Genomic DNA, 12749 nt, shown 5'->3' with positions numbered 1-12749 from the left:
TTCGTAGTGCGGTTGCAGTGTTGATGAAAATTTCGTTTAGTTCTGGAGCGTTACCCTTTCGATTCCCGTGTTTACGGAAAAACCTCCTCACTTCCTGCCTGCCTGCGAACAGACTGCCCGTTTACGTTCAGATACAGGAGGAAACGTGACCCCTGCGGTTAATGAGAACAGCACCCTGCCGTCGCTAAGTGGCGGACTTTACGCCTTCTTTTTTGATGTTGACGGCACGCTGGCCGCGCTTCAGTCGCAGCCCGAGTCGGTTTCCATCCCCGCATCGGTGCGCCAGCATCTGCAACAAATTTCTAATTTAAGTCACGGCGCGCTGGCGCTGGTTTCCGGCCGTCCGATCAGCCAGCTGGATGAGCTGGTCGCGCCGCTGCAAGCCCCGGCAGCGGGCGTGCACGGCGCTGAGCGCCGCGATGCCAGCGGACATCTGCACCGTCAGTCGCTGCCCGATGAGGTGGCGCAAACGCTGCAGGTTGAACTGCAGCAGACCCTTGACCAGTGGCCCGGTACGCTGCTGGAAGTAAAAGGCATGGCCTTTGCGCTGCACTACCGCAACGCGCCAGAGTATGAAAACGCCATCATGCAGCTGGCCGAAGAGGCGGTAACCCGCTTTCCGGCACTGGCGCTGCAGCCAGGTAAATGTGTGGTGGAACTGAAACCGCAGGGCATCGATAAAGGTGCTGCGGTACGCGAATTTATGCAGGAAGCGCCATTTACCGGTCGCATTCCGGTATTTGTGGGCGACGATCTGACCGATGAGAAAGGCTTTCTTGCAGTCAATGCCATGCACGGCATCTCGGTCAAGGTCGGTGAAGGTCCAAGCCAGGCGCGCTATCGTCTGCCCGATGTGGCAGCGGTCTGGCACTGGCTGGAACAACTATTATTACAACTAGAACATGACAACGTCGGTAAGGAGTTTAGGTTATGAGTCGTTTAGTCGTCGTATCTAACCGTATCGCTATTCCTGATGGAAGCAAAACCAACGCAGGCGGTCTCGCCGTCGGCATTCTGGATGCGCTGCAGACCACCGGAGGATTGTGGTTTGGCTGGAACGGAGAGATCAGTGAGTTTTCCGGTGAAGAAGATGAGGAACTTACCCAGATCGAACAAGACGGCATTACCTATGCCTCATTCCCCCTCAATCAAAACGATTACGATCAGTACTACTGCCAGTTTTCTAACACGGTGATCTGGCCCGCGTTCCACTATCGCCTCGATCTGGTGCAGTACCAGCGTGAAGCCTGGGAAGGCTACTGCCGCGTGAATACCCTGCTGGCGCAGCGGCTGAAACCGCTGATCAAGCCGGACGATATCCTGTGGATCCACGATTACCACCTGCTGCCGTTTGCCGCTGAACTGCGTAAACAGGGCATCAATAACCGAATCGGATTCTTTCTGCATATCCCGTTCCCGACGCCGGAAATTTTCAATGCGCTGCCGCCGCATCAGGAACTGCTGGAAATGCTGTGTGAATACGATCTGCTGGGTTTCCAGACAGAATCCGATCGCGTGGCGTTTCTCGACAGCCTGAGCCAGCTGACGCAGCTGCAGAATAAAGGCGAGAAGAAGCATCGCGCCTTTGGCAACACCTTTATGACCGAGGTTTACCCCATCGGTATCGAGCCGGACAGCATTAAAGAGATGGCGGAAGGGCCGCTGCCACCGAAGATGGCCGCGATGAAGCGTGAGCTGGGCGATTTGCAGAATATTATCGCCTGTGAGCGTCTCGACTATTCCAAAGGCTTGCCGGAGCGTTTCCTTGCCTATGAAGCGCTGCTGGAAAACTTCCCGCAGCACCGCGGCAAAATCCGCTACTCACAGATTGCGCCGACCTCGCGCGGTGACGTGCAGGCGTATCAGGATATTCGTCATCAGCTGGAAACAGAAGCAGGGCGCATCAACGGTAAGTACGGCACGCTGGGCTGGACGCCACTCTACTATCTCAACCAGCATTTTGACCGTCGCCTGCTGATGAAGATTTTCCGGCTGACCGACGTCGGGCTGGTGACACCGCTGCGCGACGGCATGAACCTGGTGGCGAAAGAGTATATCGCTGCCCAGGATCCGGACGACCCGGGCGTGCTGGTGCTGTCACGCTTCGCCGGGGCGGCCAACGAGCTGACCTCCGCGCTGATCGTCAACCCGTACGACCGTGATGATGTGGCGGCGGCGCTGGACCGCGCCCTGACCATGCCGCGCACCGAGCGTATTTCGCGCTACAACGACATGATGGCGGTGCTGCGCAAGCAGGATATTTCGCACTGGCGCGAGAGCTTCCTGAAAGATCTGCATACGCTGCCGGCGCGCAGCGCCAGCCACGGCAGCGATAATAAAGTCGCGACGTTCCAGAAGCTAGCGTAATTAAGCGGGGAGAAGCCTTTTCCCCGCACCAGCATCCTCTCCCGCCTGCGGGAGAGGAAATCACCCGGAGGCGAATTTTCTGATCGCCTCCGGGGTCATCAACACCGCTTGCCGTCGCGGAGCGTCTTTTTCCCGTCACCCGGGAAGGCTGGCTCAGAAGGCACATTCAGGCCAGCGCTGCACAGCGTTTCCACGTGACAGGGTTATCTGATGAAATCGATTTCATTTTGATAAGCGCTAAACCGCTGCACCGGCACCCAAAAGCGCACGGATTGGTTAAAATCCAGCCATTCAGCAGGCAAAAACATAAATTTTTCCGCGCAACCCTAAAGATTCGGCTGGCCAGGCCGATAGTTCTGATACATCAGTGCGTTAGTTAGTCAACTCATTCATATCGCTAATGTAACGTGCTGTTACATCCCTTATTGCCCGCTAAACGTTCCGGATAAACTCCTTACACTGCGCCAGCACGCGGTCCCCACTCTTTACGCTTCGCTAACACCTCTGCTTTAGTCCTGCCAGGCAATATTCCCTGTAAGTGATTAATTTAAAAACGAATAATTCCTTCTGTTTTTGGAGTTTTATGCTGTTATTTCGGTCAAATCCGGCGTATTGTCTTTGCCTAAAGCCAACGGAGCAGATAAAAGATCGCCTCACGGCGACAATCGGCGACACACTACAAAATTAAGACTTTTCCTGCGAAATATTAGCGAAACGTTTCAAAATCGCTCAAAAAAAGAACAACAGAAAAGCATTACTGAAGCTTCAGTTGAAAAATTTGCCTTAAAAGTGTGATCTGGATCACACTTTATCTAAAATTTCATGCCAGTCACGTTGTATGTCGAAATCAGACGATATAGATTTGCCTTGTTTTCGGATTAGTCTTAAAAAACTGTAAGCAGACGTCACGGAAGATGGTTACAACTCAAGAAAAGATTGGCCTGGAGTTTTGACTACTACTGATCAATATCCCGGTGGGAAGTGAAACAGTTCAGTACACGTTGGCTTATGCCTGATTATTTTTTTGCCATCTTTAGATTTACCAACCAGCAACCCGAACCATAGAACACTTAATTCTGTGGCCGTATATATGTCGCGTCTATCAGGATGGAAAAAAATGGGTACATCAGAATTACTAAAACATATATATGACATCAATCTGTCATATTTATTACTTGCACAGCGTTTAATTAACCAGGAAAAAGCTTCAGCAATGTTTCGTTTAGGTATCGATGAGCCAATGGCGGATGCATTGCAGCAATTGACTTTACCTGAGATGGTAAAATTAGCGGAAACCAATCAACTGGTTTGCCAGTTCCGCTTTACCGATCACAATCTCATTAACCGTCTGACGCAGGAATCACGTGTGGATGATTTGCAGCAAATCCACACCGGTATTTTATTATCCAGCCGTTTATTGCGCAGCGCGTCGAAAGATGATGCGACTGCTAAAAAGAGGGCGGTGTAATGACCGAAAAAAGTATCGTTCAGGAAGCGCGTGATATTCAGCTGGCAATGGAGCTGATTACATTAGGCGCAAGACTGCAGATGCTGGAAAGTGAAACCCAGCTGAGCCGCGGTCGCCTGATTAAACTGTACAAAGAGCTGCGCGGTGCACCGCCACCGAAAGGCATGCTGCCATTCTCTACCGACTGGTTCATGACCTGGGAACAAAATATTCATGCGTCGATGTTCTGCAACGCCTGGCAGTTTCTGCTGAAAACCCGGCTGAGCAGTGGCGTAGAGGCGGTCATCAAAGCCTATCGCCTGTATCTTGAGCAGTGTCCGCAATCGGACGAGGGCCCGCTGTTGGCGCTGACCCGCGCCTGGACCCTGGTGCGATTCGTTGAAAGTGGCATGCTGGAATTATCTGACTGCAAATGCTGTGGCGGAAGCTTCATCAACCACGCGCATCAGCCGCCGGGCAGCTTCGTTTGCAGCCTGTGCCAGCCGCCGTCACGTGCCGTAAAAAGACGTAAACTTTCTGCAGATTCTGCCGATACCTTTCCACAACTGCTGGATGAACAGGTTAAACGCGCCGTTTAAGTTTGTTCGCATCGTGGAAAACATCCAGCAGCGGTTAATACCGCTGCTTTTTTTTTGTCCACACGATGCGAATAACACCTGCGGCTCTCTGGCTTAACTTCCACCAACACGTTACGGACGTAAGGATGTTTTTGTGCTGATTATTGTGGGTTATATCGTAGTCCTCGGTTCCGTGCTGGGCGGTTACATGATGGTAGGTGGCCATCTTGGCGCACTTTACCAGCCGTCGGAGCTGCTGATTATCGGCGGCGCCGGTATTGGTGCCTTTCTGGTGGGCAACAACGGCAAATCGATTAAAAAGACACTGAAAGCGCTGCCGTTGTTAATGCGCGGCTCAAAATATAACAAAGCCGTATACATGGATTTAATGGCGCTGCTGTATCGCCTGATGGCGAAATCACGTCAGCAGGGCATGCTGTCGCTGGAACGCGATATCGAAGATCCCAGCCAGAGCGAAATTTTTGCTAACTATCCGCGTATTTTGTCCGATAAACCTTTAGTGGATTTTATTACCGACTATTTACGTCTGATGGTGAGCGGAAATATGAATGCCTTCGAGATCGAAGCCCTGATGGACGAAGAGATCGAAACCTACGAACACGAGTGCGAAGTACCAGCACAAAGCTTAGCGGCGGTCGGTGATGGCCTGCCGGCTTTCGGTATCGTCGCCGCGGTAATGGGCGTGGTGCACGCGCTGGCATCGGCGGACCGTCCGGCGGCCGAGCTGGGCGCGCTGATTGCACACGCCATGGTGGGAACCTTCCTCGGTATTCTGCTGGCGTACGGCTTCATTTCGCCGCTGGCCTCGGTGCTGCGCCAGAAGTGCGCGGAAACCACCAAGATGATGCAGTGCGTCAAAGTCACGCTGCTCTCCAGCCTGAACGGTTACGCGCCGCAGATCGCCGTCGAGTTTGGCCGTAAGACCCTGTATTCCACCGAGCGTCCGTCCTTTACCGAACTGGAAGAGCACGTGCGTAACGCGAAAAACCCGGCTAAGCAGACCTCGGATACGCCTTCATGAAGCACGGAAATCGCCCGATTGTGCTGGTCAAACGGCGCAAACATAAAAAGCATGAAGGCAGCCATGGCTCGTGGAAGATTGCCTATGCCGACTTTATGACGGCGATGATGGCGTTCTTTATGGTGATGTGGCTGATCTCGATCGCCAACCCGCAGGAGCTGGTGCAGATTGCGGAATACTTTAAAACGCCGCTCAAGGTTGCTCTGACCGGTGGCCAGCGCAGCAGCGACAGCGAAAGCCCGATTCCCGGCGGCGGTGATGATCCGACGCAGAAAAAAGGCGAAGTGCAAAAGCAGGTCGATATGGATGCGCAAAAGCGCCAGCTGGATGACATCCGCCTGAACCGGCTGCGTGAAAAGCTCGACCAGCTGATCGAGGCCGATCCGCGCCTGAAAGCGCTGCGTCCGCATCTGATCATCAACATGGTGGAAGAGGGACTGCGCATTCAGATTATCGATAGCCAGAACCGCCCGATGTTTAAAACCGGCAGCGCGGAAGTGGAGCCATACATGCGCGATATCCTGCGCGCCATTGCGCCGCTGCTGAATGATATTCCTAACAAAATCAGTTTGTCCGGCCATACCGATGACTTCCAGTACGCCAGCGGCGATCGCGGCTACAGCAACTGGGAACTGTCGGCGGATCGTGCCAATGCCTCACGCCGTGAGCTGGTGGCGGGCGGGCTGGACGGCGGCAAAATGCTGCGCGTGGTCGGCATGGCCGACACCATGAAACTGAAAAACCGCGGCGCCAACGACGCGGTGAACCGTCGTATCAGCCTGCTGGTGTTGAACCATGACACCGAAGCGGCGATTGAAAAAGAGAATGCCGAGAGCGATGCCGTTCAGGTGAGTGACCCGGCGCAGATTTTACCTAGCATTACCGCACCGGCTGGTCCGGCGGCGCCAACTGCCCCCACGGGTTCTACCGCAGCACCGGCCACACCGGCAGCCGCGGCGAATCCGCCGGCAGCGGCATCGCCCGCCGCCAGCGCGGTGACACCAGACCAACCCTCACAGCCGAGGTGATCCCGTGAGCATGGACATCAGCGATTTTTACCAGACGTTTTTTGATGAAGCCGATGAGCTGTTAGCGGATATGGAGCAACACCTGTTGGGACTGGATCCCCAGGAGCCCGATTCCGAGCAGTTGAATGCCATCTTCCGCGCCGCCCACTCCATTAAGGGCGGAGCCGGTACGTTTGGCTTTACGGTTTTACAGGAAACCACCCACATCCTGGAAAACATTCTGGATGGTGCGCGCCGTGGCGAAATGCAGCTCAGCACCGACATCATCAACCTGTTTTTGGAAACCAAAGATATTATGCAGGAACAGCTCGATGCCTATAAAACCGCGCAGGAGCCAAACGCAGAAAGCTTTAACTACATCTGTGAAGCCCTGCGCCAGCTGGCGCTGGAAGCCAAAGGAATAGCCCCGCAAGCCGCCGCACCGGTGGTGGCGCTCGCCGACGTGGCAGCACCTGCCGCGCCCGCCAGCAGCGGCCTGCGCCTGCAGCTGATCAATCTGAAAGAGAAAGAGCCGGATCTGCTGCTGGAAGAGCTGGGCAACCTCGGCACCCTGACCAATGTGGTGAAAGGCGCCAGCTCGCTGGAAGCCACCATCGACGGTGTCGGCAAAGACGATATCGTGGCGGTGCTGTGTTTCGTGATTGATGAAGCGCAGATTCAGTTCCCGCAGGACGCCGCACCCGCCGCCGTTGCCGCCGCGCCAGTCGCTGAGGCCGAAGCCGAAGCGCCGGTGCAGCAAACGGCGACCGTCACCGACATTACCCCGGCGGTGAAGCGTGAGAGCAAGCGTGCTGCCGCGCCCGCCAAAAGCAGCGAATCCAGCAGTATTCGCGTGGCGGTGGAAAAAGTTGACCAGCTGATCAACCTGGTCGGCGAGCTGGTGATTACCCAGTCAATGCTGGCGCAGCGCTCCGGTGCACTGGATCCGGTGGCACATGGTGACCTGCTCAACAGCATGGGTCAGCTGGAGCGTAACGCCCGCGACCTGCAGGAATCGGTGATGTCGATTCGTATGATGCCGATGGAGTACGTGTTCAGCCGCTTCCCGCGTCTGGTGCGCGATCTGGCCAGCAAGCTGGGCAAAGAGGTTGAACTGACGCTGCTCGGCAGCTCAACCGAACTGGATAAGAGCCTGATTGAACGCATCATCGATCCGTTAACGCACCTGGTGCGTAACAGCCTCGACCACGGCATCGAAACCCCGGAAAAACGGCTGGCCGCCAGCAAAACGGCGGTCGGCAATCTGACGCTGTCGGCGGAACACCAGGGCGGCAACATCTGCATCGAAGTGATCGATGACGGTGCCGGCCTCAACCGTGAACGTATCCTGGCGAAAGCGCTCTCGTCCGGCCTGCCGGTCAGCGACAGCATGAGCGATGAAGAAGTCGGCATGTTGATCTTCGCGCCAGGCTTCTCGACCGCCGAACAGGTGACCGACGTATCAGGCCGCGGCGTCGGCATGGACGTGGTGAAACGTAATATCCAGGAGATGGGCGGTCACGTCGAAATCTCCTCGAAGCAGGGCAAAGGCACCACCATTCGCATTCTGCTGCCGCTGACGCTGGCGATCCTCGACGGGATGTCGGTGCGCGTGGCAGACGAAGTGTTCATCCTGCCGCTGAACGCGGTGATGGAGTCACTGCAGCCCACGGCTGAAGAGCTGAAACCGCTGGCCGGTGGCGAGCGCGTACTGGAAGTGCGCGGCGAGTACCTGCCGCTGGTTGAGCTGTGGAACGTGTTTGACGTGCAGAACGCCAAAACCGACGCCACGCAGGGCATCGTGGTGATCCTGCAGAGCGCAGGACGTCGCTATGCGCTGCTGGTCGATCAGCTGATTGGTCAGCATCAGGTGGTGGTGAAGAACCTGGAAAGCAACTACCGCAAAGTGCCGGGCATTTCCGCCGCCACCATCCTCGGCGATGGCAGCGTTGCGCTGATTGTCGACGTATCGGCACTGCAATCATTGAACCGTGAGAAGCGTGTGGCCGGTGCCGCAGCGTAACAGATAACGAAAGGGTAAAAAAATGACTGACATGGCAACCGTGACGAAAATCGCCGGCGAAACCGTCGGCCAGGAGTTCCTGGTTTTCACCCTCGGTGACGAAGAGTACGGCATCGATATCCTTAAAGTGCAGGAGATTCGTGGTTACGATCAGGTAACGCGTATCGCTAACACGCCGGAGTTCATCAAGGGCGTGACTAACCTGCGTGGCGTGATTGTGCCGATTATCGACCTGCGCGTGAAGTTCTCGCAGCCGGACGTGGAGTACAACGAAAACACCGTGGTGATCGTGCTGAATCTTGAGCATCGCGTGGTCGGCATCGTGGTGGATGGCGTGTCTGACGTGCTGTCGCTGACGCAGGATCAGATCCGTCCGGCACCGGAATTTGCCGTCACCATGTCGACTGAGTACCTCACCGGTCTCGGTGCGCTGGGCGAGCGTATGCTGATTCTGGTCGACATCGAAAAACTGCTGAGCAGTGAAGAGATGGCGCTGGTGGATACGCTGCGTAGCGCATAATCGTTCGCAGAGAGTCACGGGTCGCTGATGCGGCCCGTGACTATTACATCCTTTATTAAACCGTTATAAATCAATAGCAAAGCCCACAAATATTTCCTGCCCTCGCTCAATATTCCCGCCGCCAGGTCGATAACTGTATTGCACGATTTTTCTTCATTTCCCCAGGGCAAACTATGTTTACGAAAATCCGCGTTGTGACCAGCCTGTTGCTGGTATTGTTGGTGTTTGGCGTACTGCAGCTGGCTTCCGGCTCGCTGTTTTTTAAAGCGCTGAGTGACGACAAAAAAAGTTTCAATACCTCTCAGCTGGCGAGCAAAAACATTGCCGCCATCAATGATGCTTACATGAGCCTCAACCAAAGCCGCGTGATCCTGACGCGCATCCAGCTGCGTATTGCCACCAGTAAACTGACCGGCACCGAAGCTGACATCAGTACGCTGTTCGGGCAGAGCAGGACGTTCCAGCAGACGGCGCAGGACAAATTCACCCTGTTTAAAAACACGCCGGACACGCCGGGCCAGAACCTGCAGCTCAATCAGCAGCTGGAACAGACCTATAAAGCTTACGCCAGCGCACTGGCTGAGATGCAGCAGGTACTGCAGCACAACGATACCGCCGCAGCCGGCAAAGTACCGGTGGCCCCGACGCAAAGTGCCTTTCTGGAAAACTACACCCAGTGGCGCGCCGATCAGGATCGTCTGACGGCGGCCGGCGTGGCGGCGAACAGCGCCGCTTACGAGCACATGATGTGGCTGCTGGGGCTGGTACTGGCGCTGGTAGTGGGCGTGATCGTGCTGTGCTGGTTCGGCCTGCGTAAGGTGCTGATTAAGCCGCTCAACGACAGCATCCAGCACATTGAACACATTGCGCAGGGCGATTTAACCCAGACCATCACCGTCGAAGGACGTAATGAAATGAGCCAGCTGGCGAGCAAGCTGCAGGAGATGCAGCAGGCGCTGGTGCGCACCGTCAGCAACGTGCGCGACGGCTCGGACGCTATTTTTACCGGCGCCAGCGAAATCTCCGCCGGCAATAACGATCTCTCGGCGCGTACCGAACAGCAGGCGGCGTCGCTGGAGCAAACTGCGGCCAGCATGGAGCAGCTCACCGCCACGGTGAAGCAGAACGCCGAGAACGCGCGGCAGGCCTCGCAGCTGGCGCTCAGTGCATCGGAAACCGCGCAGAAAGGCGGAGAAGTGGTGGAAGGCGTGGTGCGCACCATGCACGATATCGCCGGCAGTTCGAAGAAGATTGCCGACATTACCAGCGTGATTGACGGTATCGCTTTCCAGACCAACATCCTCGCGCTCAACGCCGCAGTCGAAGCGGCGCGCGCCGGGGAACAGGGCCGTGGCTTCGCGGTGGTGGCCGGTGAAGTGCGCAACCTTGCCCAGCGCAGCGCGCAGGCGGCGAAGGAGATCAAAGGGCTGATTGAAGACTCGGTGCGTCGCGTTGACAGCGGCTCACAGCTGGTCGGCACGGCGGGCAATACCATGGGCGAAATCGTCAATGCGGTGACGCGCGTCACCGACATCATGGGCGAGATCGCCTCGGCGTCGGACGAGCAGAGTCGCGGTATCGATCAGGTCGGCCAGGCGGTGACCGAGATGGACCGCGTCACGCAGCAGAACGCCTCGCTGGTGGAAGAGTCGGCGGCGGCGGCGGCCTCGCTGGAGGAGCAGGCCAGCCGTCTCAGCCAGTCGGTGGCGGTGTTCCGCATTCCACGTGGCGCTCAGCCTGTCAGCAGCACGGGTGTGCGCCATCCGCAGATCGCCCCCCCGCAGGCCAGTGCGCCACGCAAAGCGCTGACCGCGCCGGTCAGCGACGCCAACTGGGAAACGTTCTAAGCTGAAACGGGAGCGGACAGCGCGCCGCTCCCTCATCTCCTGCTTTCTTTACTTATAAAACGCTGTAAAAAAGCTTTAATTCAGCATTATCCCTCGTAAAGTCCGGTAAACCCTCTCAAATATTCAGCGCAGCGGTCGATAAACAGGGCGTAACCCCCTTTTTGGAGACACCATGTTAAAACGAATCAACGTCGTCACCAGCCTGATCGCAGTCCTGCTGGTGTTCGGTGCTATGCAATTACTGTCCGGCGGGCTGTTCTGGTCGGCATTACAAAAAGATAAAGAGGCGTTTGCTGTGGCACAAACGTCAAGTAATAACGTCGCTGCCATGTCCGATGCCTGGATTGAACTGAATCAAACCCGTACGGTGCTCAACCGCGCCATGCTGCGCATGCAGGGCAGCATGGCGTCGCAGACCAACGGCGGTCAGCTTAATGCACTGATCGCGCAGACGGAGAAACAGCTCGACACCGCGGCCGGTCACTATCAGCGCTATTACGATTTGCCAGCGACGCCAGGACTGTCTGATGCGCTGCGCGACCGGCTGGAAGCGGATTATGCCGCGTTCAATAACGGCCTGAAGGCGATGCTGGCCCGGCTGAAAGCCAACGATCTGCAGGGCATGTTTGATCAGAACATTGAAGCCAAACAGGTCAAAATGAAAGCCACCTATGAAGAGTGGCGCAGCGCGCAGAGTGCTTTAGCCGCTGAGGGCGTGGCGCAGAACCAGCGTGCCTTCCACACCATGATGTGGCTGCTGGCGATCGTCGCCGTGATGGTGATCGCGGTAATTGTCGCCTGCTGGTTTGGCCTGCGCACGGTGCTGATTCAGCCGCTGCATCAGTTGCTCGGTCACATTCGCCATATCGCCGCAGGCGATCTGACGCAGACCATCACCGTTGAAGGGCGTAACGAAATGAGCCAGCTGGCCAGCAGTCTGCATGAGATGCAGCAGTCGCTGGTGCACACCGTCGGCAACGTACGCGACGGTTCGGACGCCATTTTTACCGGCGCCAGCGAAATTTCCGCCGGCAACAACGATCTCTCGGCGCGTACCGAACAGCAGGCGGCGTCGCTGGAGCAGACCGCGGCCAGCATGGAGCAGCTCACCGCCACGGTGAAGCAGAACGCCGAGAATGCCCGGCAGGCCTCGCAGCTGGCGCTCAGCGCGTCGGAGACCGCACGCAAAGGTGGCGACGTGGTCGAAGGCGTGGTGCGCACCATGCATGACATCGCCGGCAGTTCGAAGAAGATCGCGGATATCACCAGCGTGATCGACGGCATTGCCTTCCAGACCAACATCCTCGCGCTTAACGCGGCGGTCGAAGCGGCGCGCGCCGGTGAGCAGGGCCGTGGTTTTGCCGTGGTAGCGGGCGAGGTGCGCAACCTGGCGCAGCGCAGCGCGCAGGCGGCGAAGGAGATCAAAGGACTGATTGACGATTCGGTCAGCCGGGTTAACGCCGGTTCGCAGCTGGTCGGCACCGCAGGTGACACCATGCAGGATATCGTCGGTGCGGTGACGCGCGTGACTGACATCATGGGCGAAATCGCTTCGGCCTCGGATGAGCAGAGCCGTGGCATCGACCAGGTGGGCCAGGCGGTGACCGAGATGGACCGCGTCACGCAGCAGAACGCCTCGCTGGTAGAAGAGTCGGCCGCCGCCGCGGCCTCGCTGGAGGAGCAGGCCAGCCGCCTGAGCCAGTCGGTGGCGGTGTTCCGCATTCCGCGCGCGTCGGCAGCGGTCGCCGTGCGTCCCCCGGTGACCACGACACCGCCGGCGGTGCGTAAAGCCGCTACGGCCCCGGTGAGTGACGGAAACTGGGAAACGTTTTAATCACTGCCTGAATCGTCCCCTCTCCCGCAGCGGGAGAGGGTCGCGTGGCTGGCCCTTCTCCGGTTTGCTGCTGGTCTTACCCCT

The 12749-nt window shown here is 57.0% G+C and carries 10 protein-coding genes; all 10 read left to right on the top strand.

Features of this window, described 5'->3' with window-relative positions:
• The first annotated feature begins 145 nt into the window (after window positions 1-145).
• The 10 genes from otsB (at window position 146) to AC6I8P_RS10745 (ending at window position 12665) form a co-directional block, all read left to right on the top strand.
• A complete protein-coding gene (gene otsB / locus AC6I8P_RS10790) occupies window positions 146-934 on the top strand; it encodes a trehalose-phosphatase (protein WP_241797841.1) in 789 nt (262 codons plus the stop codon).
• Entirely contained in the window at window positions 931-2367 is a 1437-nt protein-coding gene (gene otsA / locus AC6I8P_RS10785) for an alpha,alpha-trehalose-phosphate synthase (protein WP_498030604.1), read from the top strand. Before otsB ends, otsA begins: the two co-directional genes overlap by 4 nt.
• Window positions 2368-3484: 1117 nt before the next feature.
• Window positions 3485-3835 carry a flagellar transcriptional regulator FlhD gene (flhD, locus tag AC6I8P_RS10780; protein WP_325967600.1) on the top strand — a complete coding sequence of 117 codons (351 nt, stop codon included), beginning with the start codon at window positions 3485-3487 and terminating at the stop codon, window positions 3833-3835.
• On the top strand, window positions 3835-4413 hold the full coding sequence (gene flhC, locus AC6I8P_RS10775) for a flagellar transcriptional regulator FlhC (protein ID WP_021506282.1): 579 nt from the start codon (window positions 3835-3837) through the stop codon (window positions 4411-4413). Before flhD ends, flhC begins: the two co-directional genes overlap by 1 nt.
• 133 nt (window positions 4414-4546) lie before the next feature.
• Entirely contained in the window at window positions 4547-5434 is an 888-nt protein-coding gene (gene motA / locus AC6I8P_RS10770; protein WP_021506281.1) for a flagellar motor stator protein MotA, read from the top strand.
• Window positions 5431-6462, top strand: a complete 1032-nt coding sequence (motB, locus tag AC6I8P_RS10765; protein ID WP_498030603.1) for a flagellar motor protein MotB — start codon at window positions 5431-5433, stop codon at window positions 6460-6462. Before motA ends, motB begins: the two co-directional genes overlap by 4 nt.
• Window positions 6463-6472: 10 nt before the next feature.
• Window positions 6473-8464 carry a chemotaxis protein CheA gene (gene cheA, locus AC6I8P_RS10760; RefSeq protein ID WP_498031164.1) on the top strand — a complete coding sequence of 664 codons (1992 nt, stop codon included), beginning with the start codon at window positions 6473-6475 and terminating at the stop codon, window positions 8462-8464.
• Between the two features lie 22 nt (window positions 8465-8486).
• Entirely contained in the window at window positions 8487-8984 is a 498-nt protein-coding gene (cheW, locus tag AC6I8P_RS10755) for a chemotaxis protein CheW (protein WP_021506278.1), read from the top strand.
• A 173-nt stretch (window positions 8985-9157) separates the two neighbouring features.
• Entirely contained in the window at window positions 9158-10831 is a 1674-nt protein-coding gene (locus tag AC6I8P_RS10750) for a methyl-accepting chemotaxis protein (protein WP_021506277.1), read from the top strand.
• A gap of 172 nt (window positions 10832-11003) precedes the next feature.
• Window positions 11004-12665, top strand: coding sequence for a methyl-accepting chemotaxis protein (locus tag AC6I8P_RS10745; protein WP_127833955.1), 1662 nt, complete (start codon window positions 11004-11006; stop codon window positions 12663-12665).
• Window positions 12666-12749: the final 84 nt, after the last annotated feature.

Source organism: gamma proteobacterium symbiont of Lampromicra miyakona, from assembly GCF_059730895.1.
Note: the sequence above shows the minus strand (reverse complement) of the source record. Positions and strands in the feature narration are given on the sequence as shown.